Here is a 20,703-nt window from a genome sequence, read left to right as displayed (position 1 = left end):
ATGGATAACACCCGCCTGTAGCAATACGGCTTGCCGACGGTTGCGGTTTGGCCGACGCAGATGCTTCGGTCGATACACAGAACCGCCGGCAAACCGTGCTGCTACAGGTATCGGCTGCTCCATACGGAGCAGCCGTCACCGCAATGACACCGGAAGGGACCAGTACCCCATGGCTGTATTGATCGAAGATTACGCGCTGCTCGGCAACTGCCGGACCGCAGCGCTGGTGGCCCGCGACGGGTCGCTCGACTGGTTGTGTTTCCCGCGTTTCGACGCTCCTGCCTGTTTCGCCGCGCTGTTGGGCGACAGCGACAACGGTCGCTGGAAGATCGCCCCCACCGACCCCAAGGCCCAATCCCGGCGCCAGTACCGCGACGGCACGCTGATTCTCGAAACCTTGTTCGCCACCGACACTGGCCGCGCGTTGCTGGTCGACTTCATGCCCATGGAGGTCGAAAGCAGCCTGGTGCGTCTGGTCATCGGGCTGGAAGGCACGGTGGATTTCTCCATGGACCTGGCGATTCGCTTCGATTACGGCAGCACTGTGCCGTGGGTCGAGAAGCGCGATCCGCACATCATGACCGCCGTGGCCGGACCGGACATGCTGGTGTTGCACACGCCCGCTGAGTTGCACCCGCTGGATCATCACACTGAAAGTTTCTTTACCGTCAAAGCCGGTCAGCGGCTCGGGTTTGCGCTGGGCTGGCAAGCGTCCCATGAACCGGTGCGCGCGGCCTTTGACATCGAGCAGGGTCTGCAACGCACCGAAGCGTTCTGGCGTGAGTTCTCTGGGCGCTGCCCTGACGTCGGCCCCTGGACCGACCAGGTCAAGCGTTCGCTGATCACCCTCAAGGCCATGACCTATGCCCCCACCGGCGGCATCGTCGCGGCGGTTACCACCTCGTTGCCCGAGCAACTGGGTGGCGAGCGTAACTGGGACTATCGTTTCTGCTGGTTGCGCGACGCGACGATGACGCTATTGGCGTTCATGAATCTGGGCTATTACGAAGAGGCCACGGCCTGGCGCAACTGGCTGCTGCGCTCGGTGGCCGGCAATCCCGAACAAGTGCAGATCATGTATGGCCTGGGCGGCGAGCGGCGCTTGCCGGAGTATCAATTGCCCTGGTTGAGCGGTTACGAGAACTCGCGGCCGGTCCGGGTCGGCAATGCGGCGGCCACGCAGATGCAGCTCGACGTTTACGGGGAAGTGGCGGACGCCATGACTCAGGCCCTGAAGAGCGGGCTGCCGCGCTTGCCGCGCAGCACGGAAATCCAGAAGGTCATCATGCCGTTCCTGGAAAGCGTCTGGCATCTGCCGGACGCCGGCATTTGGGAAATCCGCTCCGAGCCACGGCATTTCACCCATTCGAAAGTCATGGCCTGGGTCTCGTTCGACCGTAACGCCGGTGTGCTGGCGAAAAGTGACAACCCTGAAGATCGTGCACGCGGTCAGCATTATCGGCGGGTCGCCGACGAGATTCATGCCGACGTGTGTAAAAACGGCTATGACGCAGAACTCGGCAGTTTCGTGCAGACCTACGGCGGCACGGAACTGGACGCGAGTCTGCTGCAGATCGCCCTGACCGGCTTTCTGCCGGTGGACGATCCGCGCGTCGCTGGCACGGTGGCGCAGATCGAGAAATCCCTGATGCAGGATGGCTTGTTGTTGCGTTACGACAGTGAGCGCAGCACCGATGGTGTGTCCGGGAGCGAAGGCACGTTTCTCGTTTGCTCGTTCTGGCTCGCCGATGTCTATGTTTTGCAAGGCCGCGATCAGGAAGCGAGTGATCTGTTCGATAGGCTGTGCGGGCTGTGCAACGACGTCGGGCTGCTGGCCGAGCAATACGACCCGCGAGCCGGGCGCATGCTGGGCAACTTCCCGCAGGCGTTCAGTCACATTGGCATCATCAACACGGCGCTGAACCTGCATCGTGTGGTGTGCCCGGTGAGGGCTCGCGCCTCTGTGGAGGAGGCCACCGCTTGATGTCTCAAATCCTGGGGCCGTTCAGCTCGCCGGCGATGGCGTTTTGAGGATCGCTACCGCCGGAAAGCCGGGCCGCTGCGGATGTCTTGCGTTAACCGGCAAGCGTTTTTCAACCCGACAGGCTCGTTGTGGGCAGCTGCTCATCGCGCCTTTCGAAAGGTGAAATTGATGCGCTGCTCGCCCAGTTGCGGATGCTCGGCCTGTCGGATGGGCATGACGCCGTGATAGCGCAACCGATCTTCGCCGCCCCAGACCACCACGTCACCATGAAACAGCGGCACCTTCTGAGTGGCATCGCTGCGTGCGTGGCCGCCGAACAGGAACATCGCAGGAATCCCAAGTGACACGGACACCACCGGCCACTGGTAGCCGCGTTCGTCCTTGTCCTGATGCAGCGCCAGTTTCGCGCCGGGCACGTACCGGTTGATCAAACAGGCATCGGGGACGAAGTCAGCGAACCCTGCAGCTTCGGCAGCGGATCGCGCCAGCTCCATGAAGACCTGGGGCATCTCGGGCCACGCCTGGCCGGTCTGTGGGTCTATGGTGCTGTACTGATAGCCGTTGCGGTCGGTGGTCCAGCCGAACTGGCCGCAACTGCTGAGCGCAACCGACATCGTGTAGCCGCCGGGGGTCACCATGTTGCGAAAGGGCGCTCGCGTCAGAACCGCTTCGAGGGCCGGTAGCAGGCGATCGATCAGGGGCAGGGCGAGGCCGCGGAAGACAAAGGATTGCGGGCCTATCCGATCGGTCGCCGGCGGCTGTGGGGCCTCGTCGGCGAACAGATCGAGGGTAGTCGGTGTCGTGCCTTTGCGTTGCATCATCGCGGCGTTACCGAATCAAAGCGCTTTGCTTACCTTGACGTCACTGATCACGTCGTCACTGTCACTGTGCATTTTCTGCAGCGCAGCCAGGGCTTCCTCGGCGGACGGTGACTGCAGCAGGGCGAACTCGAAGCGGCGCTCGCCGTTGAGCTTGTAGCTGATCGCGTATTTGACGACAGGGGCCTGGGTACTCACATGGAATTCCTTGAAAGCGATGGGGATCTTGCGCCAAAAACACGAAGCTTTCACGCGCGCCGGTGTTCAATGGCCGTCAGCTCAGTCGAGAGGACGAGCGCCGCACGATTTTGATCGAATGGGTGAATGTGGTCTTTCGACCACCGTGGGTGTCCATCTTGCGCCCGGCGGTGTCGATGGTGATGTTCCAGAAGCCGGTGCTGGGAACGGTGATCTTTGCCGGGAAGCGGTCGAATGCGCCGCCGTGATAGGTGTGCCGGCCGCCGTTCTTGAAGCTGCGGAAATTCGCGTCGCTCATGAGGCGGATGTTGCAGAGCTGAGAGCACTCGATGACGACCATGTCGTCTTCGTTGAGGTGCTCGCGCTGGTGTACGAATTTCATGGATGTCTCCGGGGACAGGGCAATCTCGAAAACCCGAAACGATATCACGACGCGCAGAGGCTTGCGCGGGACAGCGCCTGAATCGAGGGCTGAACGCCTAAAAAAGTGCCACTATGACGGATTTAATCGACACTTGGCTTGTCGTAGGACCTTTACTGGAGGGATTGTATGAAACTGGCTGTTGTTGTTTTGGCTCTCGCGATGACCGGTTGTGCCACCGTGGCGGACATCGAGCACACGCTCCCCACCATGAGTGTGATTTCCGGCAAGAATCCTCAGGAGTATGCCGAGTGTTTTGTCGCCAGAATCGCTGACAGTCGCAAGCCTCCACAGATCGAACCGCACCGTGAAGGGTTGCGGGTCATCGTCCCGCAGAAATTCGCCAGCAGTGAGCCCACGGCCATCGTCGATATCGAGAAGCGCTCCGCTGGCGGCAGTTCGATCAAGCTGTTTGAAAGCGGGGGCAACAACCCCCTGCGTCCCAAGGACATCCAGCACGCGGTCAATGCCTGCATTTCCGGGGAGTGATAGCGCTTATTTGCACGTCACCAGCACGCTGCGGGTCTTGTAGTTGCCGACGTCGACACCCAGGGTTTTCTCGGCATCCTTTGGCTGGGGCGTGCCGTTGGTGCTGACAATGTTGTAGCCGGTGCCTGCGCACGAGGCGTCGGCTTTTTCGTAGCAAGCGGCCCAGGACATGGCTTCGCCGGAGCAGTCGATGCTCAGGGCTTGTTTGCCATCCTTGAGGTAGGTGTTTTGCGCGGTCGCGCAGCCGGTCAGGCCCAGTACAGCAATGACGGACAGGATCTTGATCATTTTCGAAGGCTTCACGATGAGAGTGCCGGGAAATAGACAGCTTCTGTGAGACTGATGGTCAGTGCCATCGTTCCGGCATCACTGAAACATTTTTCGAAAGGTCAGGGGGTTCAGGCCTCGTTCGCGGACCTGAACCCAAAAGCCTGAAGTCTCAGGCCTTCTTGTCGGCGCGGCGGCGCGGCGCAGGTGTGTCCTGAAAGACAGATGCGACTTCAATGGCGCTGCTTTCACTGGAGAAGGGGCCTGCGACCGCTTCGTCGTCGTGACCGACCAGCCACCACTGGCCGTCTTGCAGTTTTTTGATCTGGTAACCGTTTACGCTTTTGACTTCCGACATCGATCCATCTCGATAAGTGATTCAGGTCGGCATGATAAGGCGCAATGGCATTATTTTCCTACGTAAACGGATGAACGCGGCTACGCTTGCTTGTGTCATGGCACGGTCGTTCTGCGGGCTCGGATGCCCCCATACCCATGATGAGATGGACATTCGGTGATCGCCGACGNGTGGTCGCAATATCAGGCGTTGTGCGGAACTATCTGCACAACTGTTCCTCTACCAAGGCAGCGAACGGCCAGTGGCGAGGCATTGTAAGGTAACCGCCGCCTCATTAGACTGCGCCGCAACACCCCCAGCCCCATCAAGGACTTATATGATCAAGAAATGCTTGTTCCCTGCAGCCGGTTACGGTACTCGCTTCTTGCCAGCGACCAAAGCCATGCCTAAAGAGATGCTGGCAGTTGTCAACAAGCCACTGATCCAGTACGGCGTGGAAGAAGCACTGGCTGCGGGTCTGAATGAAATCTCCATCGTGACAGGTCGAGGCAAGCGCGCGCTGGAAGACCACTTCGACATTAGCTACGAGCTGGAGCACCAGATCAAAGGCACCGATAAGGAAAAATACCTGGTCGGTATCCGTCGCCTGATCGACGAGTGCAGTTTCTCCTACACCCGCCAGACCGAAATGAAAGGTCTGGGTCACGCGATCCTCAGCGGCCGTCCTCTGATCGGCAATGAATCGTTCGCTGTGGTCCTGGCGGACGACCTGTGTGTGAACATCGATGGTGACGGCGTCCTGGCGCAGATGGTCAAACTGCATCAGCAGTACAAGTGCTCGATCGTCGCGATCCAGGAAGTCGATCCGAACGAGACGAACAAGTACGGCGTCATCGCCGGTGAAGAGATCAAGCCGGGCCTGTTCCGCGTTACCGACATGGTCGAGAAGCCAAAGCCTGAAGACGCACCTTCGAACCTGGCGATCATCGGTCGCTACATCCTGACGCCGGACATCTTCGAGAAGATCGAACAGACCGAGCCAGGCAAGGGTGGCGAAATCCAGATCACTGACGCCCTGATGAAGCAAGCCGCCGAAGGCAACGTTCTGGCTTATAAATTCAAAGGCCAGCGTTTCGATTGCGGTGGTGCCGAAGGTTATGTCGAGGCGACCAACTTCTGCTTCGAGCATTTCTACAAAACGGGTAAATCTACCCAGTGATCCGGTTGTGTCGGTGATTTTGCTGACAGCTGTATTGCAAACAGAGCCACCTTCGGGTGGCTTTGTCGTTTCTGTCCTGCAGGCCTTGCCGACCGCGCTGAAGCGGTTATGCTAGCCCTCCTGCCAAGGAGAAAGAAATGAGTTACGACTTCGACCTGTTTGTGATCGGTGCCGGTTCCGGTGGTGTTCGCGCTGCACGTTTTTCCGCGGGGTTCGGTGCGCGTGTTGCGGTTGCCGAAAGCCGTTACCTGGGAGGCACCTGTGTCAACGTCGGCTGTGTTCCCAAGAAGCTGATGGTGTATGGGGCACATTTCTCCGAAGACTTCGAGCAGGCCAGGGGCTATGGCTGGACCACGGGCGAGGCGCAATTCGACTGGTCGACCCTGATCGCCAACAAGAACCGGGAAATCCATCGTCTCAATGGCGTGTATCGCAATCTGCTGGCCAACAGCGGCGTAACCTTGATGGAAGGTCATGCGAAGTTGCGAGGCCCTCACGAAGTGGAAATCAACGGGCAGCTGCGCACCGCCGAGCACATCATGATCGCCACCGGTGGCTGGCCGCAGGTGCCGGACATTCCAGGCCGTGAGCACGCCATTACCTCCAACGAAGTGTTTTTCCTCGAGCAGATGCCCAAGCGTGTCGTGGTCGTGGGTGGCGGCTACATCGCGGTCGAATTCGCCTCGATTTTCAACGGCCTCGGCGCCGACGTGAGCCTGATGTACCGCGGCGAGCTGTTTCTGCGCGGCTTCGATGGCAGCGTGCGCACCCATCTGCACGAAGAGCTGTCCAAGCGCGGCATGGACATTCGTTTCAAGACCGAGATCGAGTCTATCGAAAAGCTCGCCGACGGCACCTTGCAGCTGAGCCTGAACGACGGCAGCAGCATCAGCACGGACTGTGTGTTCTATGCCACAGGCCGCCGTCCGATGCTCGACAACCTTGGCATGGAGTCGGTGAACGNCCACCGAGCCGTCGATCATCGCCGTGGGCGATGTCATCGGTCGCGTGCAGCTGACCCCGGTCGCGCTGGCGGAAGGCATGGCGGTGGCGCGGCGGCTGTTCAAGCCTGAGCAATACCGGGCCGTCGACTACAACCACATCCCGACGGCGGTGTTCAGTCTGCCGAATATCGGCACGGTCGGCCTCACTGAAGAAGAGGCGAAGAAGGCCGGGCATGAGGTGCAGGTCTTTGAAAGCCGCTTCCGGCCGATGAAGCTGTCCCTGACTGACAATCAGGAGCGAACCTTGATGAAGCTGGTGGTGGATGCGAACACCGACCGGGTGCTCGGTTGTCATATGGTCGGTCCTGACGCCGGCGAGATTGTCCAGAGTCTGGCGATCGCCCTCAAGGCAGGCGCAACCAAGCAGATTTTCGACGATACTATCGGGGTGCATCCGACAGCCGCCGAGGAATTCGTGACCATGCGTACGGCTGTGCGCTGACCGCGCAAGTCATGGATGTAAGGGGGCGGTTTCATGGATGACAGCCGGCCCCGCACTGTGTCGGAGAAGGACGGACCCACGTTTTGACCAGCAAGAGTTTTACGGCATCCATGCCCCTTAATCCCGCTGCACCTGAAGACCGGCCGCTTGACGACCAGGACGCTGGCAAGGATCGAGCGCTGCACGAGAGTGAGCGGCAGTTCCGAACGCTGGCCGACAACATGAGTCAGTTGGCCTGGATCGCCGACCCCTCGGGGCAGATCTACTGGTACAACGCGCGTTGGTACAGCTACACCGGCACTTCCCACGAAGCGATGATGGCCCTGGGTTGGCGTTCGCTGCATCATCCCGATCACTTGCAGCGGGTCGATACGAGAATGCGCCGTTGTTTCGCCACCGGCTCGATCTGGGAAGACACTTTCCCGCTGCGTGGGAAGGACGGTCTGTATCGCTGGTTTCTGTCCCGGGCGCTGCCCATTCGTGACGATCAAGGCAACATCACCTACTGGCTGGGAACCAGCACCGATATTACGGCGCAGGTCAAGGCCGAGGATGCGCTGCGCGAACTCAATGAGAGTCTCGAGCGGCGTGTGGCCGAGCGCACCCGGGAACTGGCGCAGATCAACGAACGCTTGCAAGTGGAGATCAGCGAGCGCGCTCAGGCTGAAGAGGCCTTGCGCCACGCGCAGAAAATGGACGCCATCGGCCAGTTGACCGGCGGCATCGCCCACGACTTCAACAACATGCTGACTGGCGTGCTCGGTGCGCTGGACCTGATCCAGCGCCGGGTGGCAGCGGGGCGGGTCTCGGAGATCGATCGTTACATCGATGCTGCCATGAGTTCGGCGAATCGTGCTGCGTCTCTGACCCATCGTCTGCTGGCATTCGCCCGCCGTCAGTCACTGAACACCTGTCCGGTGGACGTCAACGATATGGTGACGTCCATGGAGGAGCTGTTGCGCCGTACCATTGGCGAAAGCATCGAGCTGGAAATCGATCTGAACAGTGCTTTGAGTTTGACCCATACCGATGAGCATCAGCTGGAGAACGCGCTGCTGAACCTGGTGATCAACGCTCGGGACGCCATGCCTGACGGCGGGCGACTGTTGATCCAGACCGAGGCCGTGCATGTGGCAGTGCTGCACGATGCGCTGACGCCGGGCGACTATGTGCGCCTGAGCGTTCAGGACACAGGTGCCGGCATGTCCGCTGAAGTGATTGCGCGGGCATTCGATCCGTTCTTCACCACCAAGCCGATAGGTCAGGGCACCGGGCTGGGCTTGTCGATGGTCTATGGCTTCATCAATCAGACGGGTGGGCAGGTGCAGATCGACAGCGTCGAAGGGCAGGGCACGCGCATCGATCTGTACCTGCCGTGCCACTTTGAAGCCAGCGGACAGCACACCTCGGTCAATGAAGGTTCAGCGCCTCCTCGGGCGGGTCAGGGCGAGCGGGTATTGGTTGTCGAGGATGAGCCGGATGTGCGAATGCTGGTGGTCGATGTGCTGCGCGAACTGGGTTATTCGGTCGAAGTGGCCTCGGACGGCGCGAGCGCTTTGCCGATTCTGCAAGGCGCCGGGCGTATCGATCTGTTGGTAACCGACGTCGGATTGCCGGGCCTCAACGGACGGCAGTTGGCAGAAATTGCTCGCCAGCACCGGCCGCAGCTGCGGGTGTTGTTCATGACCGGGTACGCCCGCAATGCGCTGGTGCGGGGTGATTTTCTGGAAGAGGGGATGGACATGCTGACCAAGCCGTTCAGCATCGACGATCTGGCATTGCGCGTCCGTGGTCTGATCGAGTCCGAGGGCTAGCCTTCAGGTGGCGTGTCGGTCTCGGTCCGGGTTCCTCGCAGGTTTTCCAGCGCCACCTCGGTCTTCATCAGGATCAGCTCGAGTACCCGACTCTGCTGCTCGCGCTCGGTGAGGCGCTCCTGAAGCCGCGTGGTTTCATTCTGGGCGTTTTGCAGGCGCTCCTGCAGCAACGCGCTTTGAGTGTGGGCTTGCAGGTGTTGTTCCTTCAGGGAACGGATCTGCTCGTCCTTGTCTTGCAAGCGTGATCCGCTGTCCTTAACCGCCTGAGCCAGTCGCGCATTCTCTTTCTGCTCGACCTGCAATTCCTTTTGCGTGCTCAGCAGCGTTGCGGTCTGGAGACCCAGCTTCGTAGTCTGCGCAGCGTGACGGTCGACAAGATCGGCCAACTGGCGCTGGGTGTTGCGCAATGCGTCTTGCAACTCCTGCTTCTGAGCGTCCAGTCTGTTCTGAGCCTCACCGATCTGTTCCTGGGCCTGGGCTCGCAAGCGATTGCTCAGCCGCGTCACCATACTGTTCAGTTCTTCGTCGATAAGGCCAGGAGGGACTTGACCCTCCGTCGTGTCGAGCTCACGCATCAGACGATGAATAGTGGTTTTGGAACCTGTATTACCCATCTCGATTCGTACTGCGTCGATACTGGGATTTTCACCTCTAGCAATGAGGGTCTGCCTCGCGAGCAGCACGTCTGCCTTGTTTATCCCGGTTCGGGCCATACCGATTCCTGCCGATTCGTACTGTGTACGTAGTGGTGGTTACGTACCATGAAAGGCGCGTATTGTGCGGGATTATTCCGGCGGTGTCTGCTCTGGATTGAACAGTGGCTTGAGCCGTGGGTTGAAGATCGGTCAATGAAGTCGGTAGGCTGGCAACGCTTCCAATGCCTGGCAGCGTTCCTCAAGATGTAATGGAATTCTTCTATATAAGTGTTCTTTTATAGCGAAAACCAATCACCGGCATCAGGTTTGCCAATGAGCCCTTGTCGGAGATTGTGCGTAAGATCCTTCCCATCGAATTTCAAACCCGATTTTTCAACCCTAAGGAGATTCACCCGATGCCTATCATTAACAGCCAAGTAAAACCGTTCAAAGCGACCGCTTTCAAAAACGGCTCTTTCGTTGAAGTTTCGGATGCTGACCTGAAAGGCAAATGGTCTGTGGTGTTCTTCTACCCGGCCGACTTCACCTTCGTCTGCCCAACCGAGCTGGAAGACCTGGCTGACAACTACGATGCGTTCCAGAAACTGGGCGTTGAAATCTACTCCGTATCGACCGATACCCACTTTGCTCACGCGGCCTGGCACAACACTTCGCCAGCCATCGGCAAAATCCAGTACACCATGATCGGTGACCCGACCCTGACCATCTCCCGCAACTTCGACGTGCTGATCGAAGACGCTGGCCTGGCTGACCGCGGTACTTTCGTGATCAACCCAGAAGGCGAGATCAAGATCGTTGAACTGAACGACGGCGGCGTCGGCCGTGACGCTTCCGAGCTGCTGCGCAAGATCAAGGCCGCTCAGTACGTTGCTGCACACCCGGGCGAAGTTTGCCCAGCCAAGTGGCAGGAAGGTGAGGCTACCCTGGCTCCTTCCCTGGACCTGGTCGGCAAGATCTAAGTCCTCGTGACCGGATCGGGGGCGATGAGCCCATAAGCACGTAAACCGCATCGCCCCCAAAAAACGCCCGGGCGGTAATCGCCTGGGCGTTTTTATTTGCAGATATCGAATTTTTGAAGATAAGGAAAGCCCTCATGTTGGACGCGAATCTTAAAGCACAGTTGAAATCGTATCTGGAGCGGATCACTCGCCCAATCGAGATCGTTGCGTCCCTCGATGACGGCGCGAAATCTCAGGAAATGCTGGCCCTGCTCAACGATATCGTCAGCAGCTCCAACCAGATCACCCTGAACACCAATGGCACCGACGCACGCACGCCATCCTTCGCCCTGAACAGCCCGGGTCAGGACATCAAGCTGCGTTTTGCCGGCCTGCCAATGGGCCACGAATTCACCTCCCTGGTACTGGCGTTGCTGCAAGTCGGCGGCTACCCGTCCAAATCCAGCGAGGACACCATCGAACAGGCTCGCAGCCTGAGCGGTGAGTTCAAGTTTGAAACCTACTTCTCGCTCAGCTGCCAGAACTGCCCGGACGTGGTCCAGGCGCTGAACCTGTTGGCCGTGCTCAACCCGAACGTACAGCACGTCGCCATCGAAGGCAGCCTGTTCCAGCAGGAAGTCGACGACCGCCAGATCATGTCGGTACCGAGCATCTACCTCAACGGTGAACTGTTCGGTCAGGGCCGCATGAACCTGGAAGAGATTCTGGCCAAGATCGACACCAGCGCCGGTGATCGTCAGGCCGAGAAACTGAACGCTAAAGAAGCCTTCGACGTGCTGGTCGTCGGCGGTGGCCCGGCAGGTTCTGCCGCAGCGATCTACGCAGCACGTAAAGGTATCCGCACCGGTGTCGCGGCCGAGCGCTTCGGCGGTCAGGTGCTGGACACCATGGCCATCGAGAACTTCATTTCCGTGCAACACACCGAAGGCCCGAAACTGGCCGTGGCCCTTGAAGAACACGTCAAGGAATACGAAGTCGACATCATGAACCTGCAACGCGGCGATCAGCTGATCCCAGGCAAAGATGGCGAGCTGCACAAGGTCAAATTTGCCAGTGGTGGCGTGCTCAAGGGCAAGACCGTGATCCTGGCGACCGGCGCCCGCTGGCGTGAAATGAACGTGCCGGGCGAGCAGCAATACCGCAACAAGGGCGTGGCGTACTGCCCGCACTGTGACGGTCCGCTGTTCAAGGGCAAGCGAGTGGCGGTGGTTGGCGGTGGCAACTCCGGGGTTGAAGCGGCAATCGATCTGGCGGGCATCGTGTCTCACGTGACCCTGCTGGAGTTCGACAGCTCGCTGCGCGCCGACGCCGTGCTGCAACGCAAGCTGCACAGCCTGCCGAACGTCACTGTGCTCACCAGCGCGCTGACCACGGAGGTGACGGGCGACGGTCAGAAGGTCAACGGCCTGCGTTACAAGAACCGCATCACCGGCGAGGAGATCAATGTCGAGCTGGAAGGCATCTTCGTACAGATCGGTCTGTTGCCCAATACAGAGTGGCTCAAGGGCACCATCGAATTGTCGCCCCGTGGCGAGATCGTGGTCGATAACCGGGGCGAAACGTCAATCCCGGGTATCTTCGCCGCAGGCGACGTGACCACTGTGCCGTACAAGCAGATCGTGATCGCAGTGGGCGAGGGCGCCAAGGCTTCCCTCAGCGCGTTCGATCACCTGATCCGGACCAGCGCACCGGCTTGATGCCCGACTGCGCAGGGTTAAACGAAAAAACCTCATGAGCGATCATGAGGTTTTTTTTTGCGCGGTTGTCTTTTGTAGGTGTACGGTTGCCCGCGATGTGCAATGTGTCTGTTGGAGCAGTTTCGACTGATCCGACGTTATTGCGGGCAAGCGCGCTCCTACAGAACTAGAACACTCTGCGCGGCGATCAAACCGGCGTTGGCTGAATGATCTCGACCCAGTAGCCATCGGGGTCCTTGATGAATGCCAGGCTTTTCATGCGGCCGTCGGTCAAGCGTTTCTGGAAGTCCACACCCAGTTCTTCGAAACGGGCGCAAGCCGCATGAACATCAGGCACCGAGATGCAGATGTGACCGAAGCCACGCGGATCGGTGTTGCCGTTGTGGTACGAAAACGCCGGGTCTTTTTCGGTGCCGTGGTTGTGGGTCAGTTCGAGTACGCCGGGGATGCCTTTCATCCAGACGGTGCGTGCAGCATCGTCGGCCGGGATCTGTGCCTTGTCCACGAGTGCCAGGAAATACAGGCTGAATTCCGCTTCCGGGAAGTCGCGTTTTTCCACCAGACTAAAGCCCAGTACGCGGGTGTAGAAATCCAGCGAGGCGGTGGCGTCCTTGACTCGCAGCATGGTGTGGTTGAACACGAATTGGGCAGTGGCGGGGTCCGGTTGGGCGGTGACGCCAGGGAAAGAATTCAGTTCGTGCAGACTCATCGGTGACTCCGGGTTGATCCTGTAAATGTTGCGACATGATACGGGACATGACGCCCGAGCCAAACCCGAATGTGCCCATGACCGCCACGGCACTTGTGAGCGTCGTCCATGTGGCTCACACTTTCCGGCTCGACGTTCAAGGTATCGGTCATGTTTTTCACGCTTCGCACATTGTCTGTGACGGGCTTATGTCTGTGGTGGGGGCTCGGCTGCGCCGTCGCGGCGGACGCATTGATTGTCTGGCCCAGTGACTGGGAAGTCGAAGCGTTGCCATCGCCGCCCTCCAGCCCGGATCGACCGTCGATACAGATTCGTCAGCGGGCGGTGAAAAACGATCAGAACGGCGATCCGGCGATGGTGGTCGAACTGACCCAGACCCGCTTGCAACCCGGCCATGAAGTGAACGTTCAAAGTGTCTTGCTGGAGATTCGCAAAGCCGTGCAGGTGAATTTCGTGCGCGGTGGCTTTCAGAGTGTCTGCACCAGGATGAAAGAGAGCACCTTGAGCGACGTGCCGGCGATGGAAACCACGTGCACCATCACCCAGAACGGCGCACATGTCATGACGCAGACGCTGGTGGCGGCGGCCAATAAGGAGATGGCATGGTCGCTGTCGTATGCCGGGTCGGCTGACGGGTATGCTGCGCATAGGGATGAAGTACTGCGGATCAAGGACGGCTTGCGCTTGAATGTAACGCCCTGAACTTTATCCCAGGCAATAAGAAGCCCGCCGAAGCGGGCATGGGGCGCTAATCCTTTAGCAGCCTTCATCCTGTAGAAAGGCGTGTGAAAAAAACGTGAAGAGAGGATCGAATCCTCTGATTGTCAGCAGATTCCGATAGGCGTCGTTCAGTCGCCTCAATGGAATGATCATTGCGTCGCTGTTATCAATGCCGCTGATAACACTAACTCATTACTACTTTCTGGTGATTGACGTGATCGTCAATATCAAACTGCGCGGCAACACATCAGCAGCAAGTCCGTGCGTTAAACAAAGTTGAACGAGGGCCTGGCGCCGGGTGGGTGCAACTCGCATCTTGCGTCCCGGATGACGAAGCGAACGGTCGATTAATTACGCTTATAAGAAAGCCCCGAAGTACGGGGCTTTCTTTACAAGGCGTAGACCGTGCGATACCGCGGATCAGCCGCGCAGCCAGGAATCGACTGTTTCAGCGCCGTACTGTTCTTTCCACGACTTCAGGCCGCGGTGATTGCCGCCCTTGGTTTCGATCAGTTCGCCGGTGTGAGGGTTGTGGTAAACCTTGACCACGCGGGCGCGGCGGCGCTTGGGACCGGTCGGCGCAGCGGCGGTGGCCGAAGGATTGGGGTCCAGGATGGCGATGATGTCACGCAGGCTCTTGTCATAGGTGCTCATCAGGGCCTGGAGCTTCTGTTCGAATTCGATCTCCTTTTTCAGTCCGGCATCATTCTTCAGGTTTTCCAGCTGGGCCAGCTGTTCCTGAAGGGCTTTTTCTGCGGCGCGAAACTCGGCAAGTCTGGACAAATATAGTACTCCGGCGATTAACGGCTGTTGTCAGCCCAACGCAAGCAACAGGGATGCAAGTCTGGATCCTGTGCTCATCTATTCACGACCCCCCAGTGCCTTGGATGTCATCGGTTGAAAAAAACTAACGGTGCGTTGTCAGCTTCACATCACAGACGGGATAGTTAGGGTGTGCTCGGACAAATAATGCACGTTTTTTCCCAGTTGGAAAATAGGCGAGGGGCAATTGTTAAATGAAGAATGCGTCATAACATAATCGGATCTGACAAAAATTGCCGTCGCAGGAGAAAAACGCTGTAAGTAATTTCTCAAACTAGGGCGTTACAGGAAACTATCGAATTGTGCGGCCTGTCGCTGTTCGCGCTCCCCTACAGCCCTTGTTGAAGGGCAGGGTCATCAGGGTTCAGTTGCTCGAGTTCCGCCAGCAGGACCTGCACCTTCTGCAGCTGTCCGGTGTCCTTCCAGTACTGGATGAGCAGCGTTCTTGCCCGCCGGTTCGCCGGTTGCCTTTGCAAGATGTCTTCCAGTTGTCGCAATGCCGGGTCCATTTGCTGAAGGTCGTGCAGGGCAATCGCGAGGTCATAGCGATAGTCCGTGTTCTCCGGTTCCAGTTCAACAGCCTTGGCCAGGGCCAGTAGCGCGTATTCGTTCTGTTGATGGCGAAGCAGCCAGTTGCCCAGGGCATGTTGCAGCAACGCCGATTGCGGGTGTTTTTCAAGCAACCGGCCCAACTGTTGTCTGGATTGATCGGACTGGCCTTGTTTGTCCAGCAATAACACTTGGTCGAGTCCGGCCTGAAGGTTGTTGGGCTCCAGTTTCAGGGCAAGGTCCAGGGCCTGGAATGCCTTTTCCGTCTTGCCCTGGCTGACCAGCAGTCGTGCCAGTTGTATCTGGCTTTCGCCGCTGGGCGGTTGCGAGATGAGGGTGTTTTCATACTGTTCGGCGCCGTCCTGAACGGCGCCGAAGTACAGCCCCAGATCATCCGGTGTAAGACCGAGGAGGGCCCGGACAGCGGCGAACCGTACGCTTTGGTCCGGATCGTCGAGCAGGGGGCCTATGAGCACGCTGCGCTGGGCGTCGGGCACTATCGCGATGAGGGTTCCGATGGCGGTCTGCTGGACCAGCGGCGCGGGGCGCTTGAGGTCGCCGTCGAGGATTTTCAGGGCCTGGGCGCTGGGGTAGTTCGCCAGTTCGCTGATCAGGCCGGCGCGGCGTATGTCGGACAGGTCAGTGCGGGTCAGTTGTTGGTAGAGGACGCGCGCCGCACCGGGCTTTCCGTTGTGGGCCTGTTCGAGGGCTTCGGCGTAGCTGTGGTTGACCACGGGGGCGGCGGGAGGGCTGTGCCATCCGCGCACCAGCAGACCTGCGCCGACGATCAGCAGCAACACGACCAGCGCAATCGCGACCTGCCAGCGACGGCGGGCACTGAGGCGGTCGGGGGAATGCTGAGGGGGCGCTTTTGACATACCGATTTCCATTTCTGCGTGGGGAGCAGCTTCGGGGAGTGGTCGCTGAGTGTCAAACGGGAATCGCTTTGGCAAAGCCGACACAAAACGCAAAAAAGCCCCGAACCTTGTGAGTCCGGGGCTTGAGCAGGGTAGAGGGTTACGCAACCCCGCAGCAGGGCTGGAACGGTCAGGCGTTAGGCTGCCAACCGCCTCCCAGCGCCTTGTAGATTGCTACGATTCCGCGATACAGATCGATTTCCGCCAGCGCCTGACTGTCTTCGGCCGCGAGTCGTTCACGCTCGGCATCCAGCAATACCAGGAAGTCGGCAGTGCCTTCCTTGTACTGAATGCTCGCCAGGTTGGCAGCCGAGCGGCTGGCTTCGCTTTGACGCACGAGCGAGACCAGACGCTGTTGACGCTTGTCGTAGTCGCTGAATGCGTTTTCGGTTTCTTCCAGCGCCAGCAACACCTGCTGCTCGTAGTTGGCCAGTGCGCCTTCGGCATCGGCATTGGCGCCACGAATCCGCGCTCTTACGCTGCCCAGGTCAAAAGCCGCCCATGTGATGCTCGGGCCCAGCCCCCAGGCTTGCGCAGCACCGGAACCGATCTGTGAACCACGGCTGGCGGTGAAGCCCAGAAAGCCGCTGAGGCTGACCCGTGGAAACAGGTCAGCGGTCTGCACGCCAATGCGCGCTGTCTGCGCCGCCAGTTGCCGTTCGGCGCTGAGTACGTCCGGACGGTTTTCCAGCAGCTTGGTCGGATCGCCAATTGGCAGCGTCTTGGAGATCGCAGGCAGCTTGGCCGGGGCCAGACTGACCGTCATGGCATCCGGGCGCTCGCCCAGCAGTGTCGCGATACGGTTGCGTTCACGGACCTGCTCGGCCTGCAGTTGTGGAATGGTCGCTTCCACGGCTGCCAGTCGCGCATCGGCGCGTACCACGTCGATCTCGTTGCCAACGCCTTCGTCACGCAATTGTACGGTGACGCTACGGGACTCCTGCTGGTTCTTCAGGTTGGCCCGGGCGATGTCCTCGCGCAGTTGCGCGCCCCGCAGCTGACCATAGGCATCCACCAGTTCGGCGATCATGGTCACTTGCAGTTGATACAGATTGGCTTCGGCCACTTGCTGATCGGCGTCGCTGGCTTCCAGTTCGCGCTGGATACGACCGAACAGGTCGATTTCCCAGGCCATGTCCAGGCCCAGGTCGTAACGTTCCTGATTGACCCGGTGCTCGGTTTCACCCGGCACCTGAGCGCGGCCGATCTCGCTGCTGGCGCGGCTGGTCACCACGGGCATGGCATCGTTGCTGATGTCATCGCGGATGGCGCGTGCGGCTTTCAGGCGGGCGAAGGCAACGCGCAATTCACGGTTGCCCTGAAGCGATTCGGCCACCAGCTTGTTCAGCGTCGGATCGTCGAACTGCTGCCACCAGATCGTTTCGATGTGGCTGCGGTCGTAGGTGCCCTGCGCGGCGGCCGTGATGTTGGCCGCTGCGGTATCCGGCTTCTTATAGTCCGGGCCGACGGCACAGGCCGCCAGCGCCAGGACCAACAGGCTCGGCAGGAAGAGTTTTGCAGCCTTCATCAATGAGCCTCCGGAGCGATGGACTGAACGCGTTGAGCCTTGGCCGCCTTGCGAGCCTCTTTGCGTCCAACGTAGTTGCGGATGAGGACATAGAACACCGGTGTCAGCAGCAGACCGAAGAAGGTCACGCCAAGCATCCCGGAGAACACCGCCACACCCATGGCGTGACGCATTTCGGCACCGGCACCGCTGGACAGGACCAGTGGCACCACACCCATGATGAACGCGAAGGACGTCATCAGGATCGGGCGCAGACGCAGGCGGCAGGCTTCCAGAACGGCCTCCAGCGGGGTCTTGCCTTTCTCTTGCTCATCCTTGGCGAACTCGACGATGAGGATGGCGTTCTTACAGGCCAGGCCCACCAGTACGATCAGGCCGATCTGGGTGAAGATGTTGTTGTCACTACCGGCGATGATCACACCGGCGATGGCCGACAGCAGGGTCATCGGTACGATCAGGATGACCGCCAGCGGCAGGCTCCAGCTTTCGTACAGCGCGGCCAGTACCAGGAACGCCAGCAGTACGCAGAGCGGGAAGACCAGCAGCGCAGTGTTGCCCGACAGGATCTGTTGATAGGTCAGGTCAGTCCACTCGTAGGTCATGCCGTTAGGCAGTTCCTCTTTGAGCAGCTTGTTCATGGCCGCTTCCGCCTGGCCCGAGCTGAAGCCTGGACCCGCAGCACCGTTGATTTCCGCAGTGATGAAGCCGTTGTAGTGCATCACGCGATCCGGGCCCGAAGTGTTGGTGACGTGCAGCAGTGTCGCCAGCGGGATCATTTCGCCCAGGTTGTTGCGCACTTTCAGCTGACCGATCTGCTCGGCGTCCTGACGGAACTTCTGTTCAGCCTGAACGTTGACCTGATAGGTGCGACCGAAACGGTTGAAGTCGTTGGCGTACAGCGAACCCAGGTACACCTGAAGAGTGTCGAAGATGTCGCTGATGGCCACGCCGTGGGTCTTGGCTTTCTCGCGATCGATGGCCGCATCGACCTGAGGCACGTTGACCGTGTAGCTGGTGAACAGTGCTGCCAGTTCTGGAACGTTGTGGCTCTTGGCAATGATGTTCATCGTCTCTTTATAGAGCTCGTCATAACCCAGGTTGCCACGGTCTTCGATCTGCAGACGGAAACCACCGATGGTACCCAGGCCCTGTACCGGCGGCGGAGGGAAGATTGCCATGTAGGCTTCCTGGATCGACGCGTACTTGCCATTCAGCGCCCCGGCGATAGCACCGGCCGACTCGCTGGCCGCCTTGCGCTCGTCGAACGGTTTGAGCGTCACGAACACGATGCCGGAGTTGGGGCTGTTGGTGAATCCGTTGATCGACAGGCCCGGGAATGCCACCGCACTTTCAACGCCCGGTTGCTTGAGGGCGATGTCCGACATGCGCTTGATCACGTCTTCGGTACGATCCAGGCTCGCGGCGTCCGGCAGCTGAGCGAAGGCCACCAGGTACTGCTTGTCCTGCTGCGGCACGAAGCCCGTCGGGGTGGACGAGAAACCCAGCCAGGTCATGACGATCAGGCCGGCGTACACCAGCAGCGCGACGCCACTGACGCGGATCACTCGACCCACCGCGCCGACATAGCCATTACTGGCCTTGACGAAGAGGCGGTTGAACGGACGGAACAGCCAGCCGCCCAGCAGTTTGTCGAGCAGGCGCGAGAAGCGGTCTTTGGGTGCGTCGTGCGCCTTGAGCAGTACGGCAGCCAGTGCTGGCGACAGGGTCAGGGAGTTGAAGGCCGAGATCACTGTCGAGATGGCGATGGTCAGCGCGAACTGTTTATAGAACTGTCCCGTAAGCCCGGAGATGAACGCCGCCGGGACGAACACGGCACACAGCACCAGCGCTGTCGCGATGATCGGGCCGGTCACTTCGCGCATGGCGATCTGTGTGGCTTCCATCGGCTGATGGCCGAGCTCGATGTTGCGCTCAACGTTTTCCACGACCACGATGGCGTCGTCCACGACGATACCAATGGCCAGAACCAGGCCGAACAGTGACAGCGCGTTGAGGGAGAAGCCAAACAGGTGCATGACGGCGAACGTACCGATCAGCGACACCGGCACAGCGGCCAGCGGGATGATCGAGGCGCGCCAGGTCTGCAGGAACAGAATCACCACGAGCACGACCAGAATCAGCGCTTCGAACAGGGTGTGAACCACCGCCTCGATGGAGCCGCGCACGAAGATGGTCGGGTCATAGACGATGCTGTAGTCCATGCCTTCAGGGAAGTTCTTCTTCAGCAATTCCATCTCGCCGCGCACTTCGTTGGAAATGTCGATGGCATTGGAACCAGGACGCTGGAAGATCGGGATGGCGACCGCCGGCTGATTGTTCAGCAACGAACGCAGGGCGTATTGACTGGAACCCAGTTCGACCCGGGCGATGTCCTTCACGCGGGTGATCTCGCCGTTTTCGCCAGCACGAACGATGATGTTCTCGAACTCTTCCTCAGTGACCAGACGGCCCTGGGTGTTGATCGACATCTGGAAACTGGTGGCGCTCGGCGAGGGTGGTGCCCCCAGCTGACCGGCTGCAACCTGACGGTTCTGCTCGCGAATCGCGTTGACCACATCAGTGGCGGTCAGGTTGCGCGAAGCAGTCTTGTTCGGGTCGAGCCAGACACGCAGCGAATAGTCGCCCATACCGAACAGCTGCACGTCGCCGACACCGTTCAGACGAGCCAGCTCATCCTTGATGTTCAGCACTGCATAGTTGGACAGGTACAGCATGTCGTAACGCTGATCCGGCGAGGTCAGGTGGACCACCATGGTCAGGTCGGGGGAGGCCTTGTCCACGGTGATACCGATGCGGGTCACTTCTTCCGGCAGCTTCGGCTCGGTCCGGGTTACCCGGTTCTGTACCTGCACCTGCGCGGTGTCCAGATTGGTCCCCAGCGCGAAGGTGATGGTCAGGGTGAGTTTGCCGTCAGCGGTGGCCTGGGAGGACATGTACAGCATGTTCTCGACGCCGGTGATCGCCTGTTCCAGTGGCGCGGCCACGGTTTCGCCGATGACCTTGGGGTTGGCGCCGGGGAAGTTGGCGCGCACGACCACGGTCGGCGGCACGACTTCGGGGTATTCGCTGATCGGTAGCTGGAACAACGAAATGGCACCGGCGATCAGGATCAGCAGCGATAGCACCGCCGCGAAGATCGGTCGCGTGATAAAGAATTTTGAAAAATTCATC

At 59.6% G+C, this 20,703-nt stretch carries 17 protein-coding genes and 3 pseudogenes; 9 read left to right on the top strand and 11 right to left on the bottom strand.

Annotation, left to right across the window (positions count from 1 at the left end):
- Positions 1-169 precede the first annotated feature (169 nt).
- Positions 170-1,984 (top strand): glycoside hydrolase family 15 protein, encoded by a 1,815-nt coding sequence (locus tag D3M70_RS15455; protein ID WP_120126600.1) that lies wholly within the window; start codon positions 170-172, stop codon positions 1,982-1,984.
- Positions 1,985-2,124: 140 nt separating this feature from the next.
- On the opposite strand, the gene alkB is transcribed toward D3M70_RS15455, so the two are convergent.
- The 3 genes from alkB to D3M70_RS15440 form a co-directional block, all read right to left on the bottom strand.
- A complete protein-coding gene (gene alkB / locus D3M70_RS15450) occupies positions 2,125-2,802 on the bottom strand; it encodes a DNA oxidative demethylase AlkB (RefSeq protein WP_120126831.1) in 678 nt (225 codons plus the stop codon).
- An 18-nt stretch (positions 2,803-2,820) separates the two neighbouring features.
- The gene (locus D3M70_RS15445) at positions 2,821-3,000 is read right to left on the bottom strand and encodes a hypothetical protein (RefSeq protein ID WP_120126830.1); all 180 of its coding nucleotides are present in this window, start codon (positions 2,998-3,000) and stop codon (positions 2,821-2,823) included.
- 76 nt (positions 3,001-3,076) lie between these two features.
- On the bottom strand, positions 3,077-3,382 hold the full coding sequence (locus D3M70_RS15440; RefSeq protein ID WP_120126599.1) for a DUF1883 domain-containing protein: 306 nt from the start codon (positions 3,380-3,382) through the stop codon (positions 3,077-3,079).
- A gap of 168 nt (positions 3,383-3,550) precedes the next feature.
- Here D3M70_RS15440 and D3M70_RS15435 point away from each other — a divergent pair, with 168 nt between their 5' ends.
- The gene (locus D3M70_RS15435) at positions 3,551-3,910 is read left to right on the top strand and encodes a hypothetical protein (protein WP_120126598.1); all 360 of its coding nucleotides are present in this window, start codon (positions 3,551-3,553) and stop codon (positions 3,908-3,910) included.
- A 6-nt stretch (positions 3,911-3,916) separates the two neighbouring features.
- Here D3M70_RS15435 and D3M70_RS15430 read toward each other — a convergent pair whose 3' ends face one another.
- Complete coding sequence (locus D3M70_RS15430) at positions 3,917-4,198, bottom strand: hypothetical protein (protein WP_120126597.1); 282 nt, start codon at positions 4,196-4,198, stop codon at positions 3,917-3,919.
- Between the two features lie 151 nt (positions 4,199-4,349).
- On the bottom strand, positions 4,350-4,535 hold the full coding sequence (locus D3M70_RS15425) for a hypothetical protein (protein ID WP_120126596.1): 186 nt from the start codon (positions 4,533-4,535) through the stop codon (positions 4,350-4,352).
- Between the two features lie 316 nt (positions 4,536-4,851).
- Here D3M70_RS15425 and galU point away from each other — a divergent pair, with 316 nt between their 5' ends.
- The 4 genes and pseudogenes from galU to D3M70_RS15410 all read left to right on the top strand — a co-directional run.
- Positions 4,852-5,694 carry a UTP--glucose-1-phosphate uridylyltransferase GalU gene (gene galU, locus D3M70_RS15420; protein WP_120126595.1) on the top strand — a complete coding sequence of 281 codons (843 nt, stop codon included), beginning with the start codon at positions 4,852-4,854 and terminating at the stop codon, positions 5,692-5,694.
- 137 nt (positions 5,695-5,831) lie between these two features.
- Positions 5,832-6,657: pseudogene (locus tag D3M70_RS33245) on the top strand (FAD-dependent oxidoreductase); the annotation flags it as partial.
- Position 6,658: 1 nt separating this feature from the next.
- Positions 6,659-7,140, top strand: a pseudogene (locus D3M70_RS33240) (glutathione-disulfide reductase); the annotation flags it as partial.
- A 152-nt stretch (positions 7,141-7,292) separates the two neighbouring features.
- Positions 7,293-8,954 (top strand): annotated as a pseudogene (locus D3M70_RS15410) (ATP-binding protein); the annotation flags it as partial.
- On the opposite strand, the gene D3M70_RS15405 reads toward D3M70_RS15410, so the two are convergent.
- Positions 8,951-9,667: a DNA-binding protein gene (locus D3M70_RS15405; protein ID WP_120126593.1), complete on the bottom strand. Its 717-nt coding sequence runs from the start codon at positions 9,665-9,667 to the stop codon at positions 8,951-8,953. The pseudogene D3M70_RS15410 and the gene D3M70_RS15405 overlap by 4 nt on opposite strands.
- Before the next feature lie 338 nt (positions 9,668-10,005).
- Between D3M70_RS15405 and ahpC the strand changes: the two genes are divergently transcribed.
- Both ahpC and ahpF read left to right on the top strand, forming a co-directional pair.
- Entirely contained in the window at positions 10,006-10,569 is a 564-nt protein-coding gene (ahpC, locus tag D3M70_RS15400; protein ID WP_120126592.1) for an alkyl hydroperoxide reductase subunit C, read from the top strand.
- Positions 10,570-10,703: 134 nt separating this feature from the next.
- Positions 10,704-12,266: an alkyl hydroperoxide reductase subunit F gene (gene ahpF, locus D3M70_RS15395; protein WP_120126591.1), complete on the top strand. Its 1,563-nt coding sequence runs from the start codon at positions 10,704-10,706 to the stop codon at positions 12,264-12,266.
- A 187-nt stretch (positions 12,267-12,453) separates the two neighbouring features.
- Here ahpF and gloA read toward each other — a convergent pair whose 3' ends face one another.
- Complete coding sequence (gene gloA, locus D3M70_RS15390) at positions 12,454-12,975, bottom strand: lactoylglutathione lyase (RefSeq protein ID WP_120126590.1); 522 nt, start codon at positions 12,973-12,975, stop codon at positions 12,454-12,456.
- Between the two features lie 150 nt (positions 12,976-13,125).
- On the opposite strand from gloA, the gene D3M70_RS15385 reads away from it, so the two are divergent.
- Positions 13,126-13,677, top strand: a complete 552-nt coding sequence (locus D3M70_RS15385; RefSeq protein WP_120126829.1) for a DUF4946 domain-containing protein — start codon at positions 13,126-13,128, stop codon at positions 13,675-13,677.
- A 438-nt stretch (positions 13,678-14,115) separates the two neighbouring features.
- On the opposite strand, the gene D3M70_RS15380 is transcribed toward D3M70_RS15385, so the two are convergent.
- The 4 genes from D3M70_RS15380 to D3M70_RS15365 all read right to left on the bottom strand — a co-directional run bounded on the left by D3M70_RS15380 (position 14,116) and on the right by D3M70_RS15365 (position 20,702).
- Positions 14,116-14,478: a histone-like nucleoid-structuring protein, MvaT/MvaU family gene (locus D3M70_RS15380; RefSeq protein WP_120126589.1), complete on the bottom strand. Its 363-nt coding sequence runs from the start codon at positions 14,476-14,478 to the stop codon at positions 14,116-14,118.
- A gap of 368 nt (positions 14,479-14,846) precedes the next feature.
- Complete coding sequence (locus D3M70_RS15375; RefSeq protein WP_120126588.1) at positions 14,847-15,944, bottom strand: HEAT repeat domain-containing protein; 1,098 nt, start codon at positions 15,942-15,944, stop codon at positions 14,847-14,849.
- Positions 15,945-16,113: 169 nt separating this feature from the next.
- Complete coding sequence (locus D3M70_RS15370) at positions 16,114-17,511, bottom strand: efflux transporter outer membrane subunit (protein ID WP_120126587.1); 1,398 nt, start codon at positions 17,509-17,511, stop codon at positions 16,114-16,116.
- A complete protein-coding gene (locus tag D3M70_RS15365) occupies positions 17,511-20,702 on the bottom strand; it encodes an efflux RND transporter permease subunit (RefSeq protein WP_120126586.1) in 3,192 nt (1,063 codons plus the stop codon). The genes D3M70_RS15370 and D3M70_RS15365 overlap by 1 nt, the downstream gene beginning before the upstream one ends.
- Position 20,703: the final 1 nt, after the last annotated feature.

The organism is Pseudomonas sp. LS-2 (genome assembly GCF_003605735.1).
Classification (GTDB): domain Bacteria; phylum Pseudomonadota; class Gammaproteobacteria; order Pseudomonadales; family Pseudomonadaceae; genus Aquipseudomonas.
The sequence above is the reverse complement of the archived record's forward strand: the minus strand, read 5'-3'. Positions and strand labels throughout refer to the sequence as shown.

What these genes read in the sequence shown, in the direction of transcription:
- D3M70_RS15385 (WP_120126829.1), top strand. Translation starts at nt 13,126, where the DNA reads ATGTTTTTCACGCTTCGCACATTGTCTGTGACGGGCTTATGTCTGTGG.
- D3M70_RS15440 (WP_120126599.1), bottom strand. Translation starts at nt 3,382, where the DNA reads ATGAAATTCGTACACCAGCGCGAGCACCTCAACGAAGACGACATGGTC.
- D3M70_RS15375 (WP_120126588.1), bottom strand. Translation starts at nt 15,944, where the DNA reads ATGTCAAAAGCGCCCCCTCAGCATTCCCCCGACCGCCTCAGTGCCCGC.
- alkB (WP_120126831.1), bottom strand. Translation starts at nt 2,802, where the DNA reads ATGCAACGCAAAGGCACGACACCGACTACCCTCGATCTGTTCGCCGAC.
- galU (WP_120126595.1), top strand. Translation starts at nt 4,852, where the DNA reads ATGATCAAGAAATGCTTGTTCCCTGCAGCCGGTTACGGTACTCGCTTC.
- ahpC (WP_120126592.1), top strand. Translation starts at nt 10,006, where the DNA reads ATGCCTATCATTAACAGCCAAGTAAAACCGTTCAAAGCGACCGCTTTC.
- D3M70_RS15365 (WP_120126586.1), bottom strand. Translation starts at nt 20,702, where the DNA reads ATGAATTTTTCAAAATTCTTTATCACGCGACCGATCTTCGCGGCGGTG.
- D3M70_RS15425 (WP_120126596.1), bottom strand. Translation starts at nt 4,535, where the DNA reads ATGTCGGAAGTCAAAAGCGTAAACGGTTACCAGATCAAAAAACTGCAA.
- D3M70_RS15405 (WP_120126593.1), bottom strand. Translation starts at nt 9,667, where the DNA reads ATGGCCCGAACCGGGATAAACAAGGCAGACGTGCTGCTCGCGAGGCAG.
- D3M70_RS15430 (WP_120126597.1), bottom strand. Translation starts at nt 4,198, where the DNA reads ATGATCAAGATCCTGTCCGTCATTGCTGTACTGGGCCTGACCGGCTGC.
- D3M70_RS15435 (WP_120126598.1), top strand. Translation starts at nt 3,551, where the DNA reads ATGAAACTGGCTGTTGTTGTTTTGGCTCTCGCGATGACCGGTTGTGCC.
- gloA (WP_120126590.1), bottom strand. Translation starts at nt 12,975, where the DNA reads ATGAGTCTGCACGAACTGAATTCTTTCCCTGGCGTCACCGCCCAACCG.
- D3M70_RS15370 (WP_120126587.1), bottom strand. Translation starts at nt 17,511, where the DNA reads ATGAAGGCTGCAAAACTCTTCCTGCCGAGCCTGTTGGTCCTGGCGCTG.
- ahpF (WP_120126591.1), top strand. Translation starts at nt 10,704, where the DNA reads ATGTTGGACGCGAATCTTAAAGCACAGTTGAAATCGTATCTGGAGCGG.
- D3M70_RS15455 (WP_120126600.1), top strand. Translation starts at nt 170, where the DNA reads ATGGCTGTATTGATCGAAGATTACGCGCTGCTCGGCAACTGCCGGACC.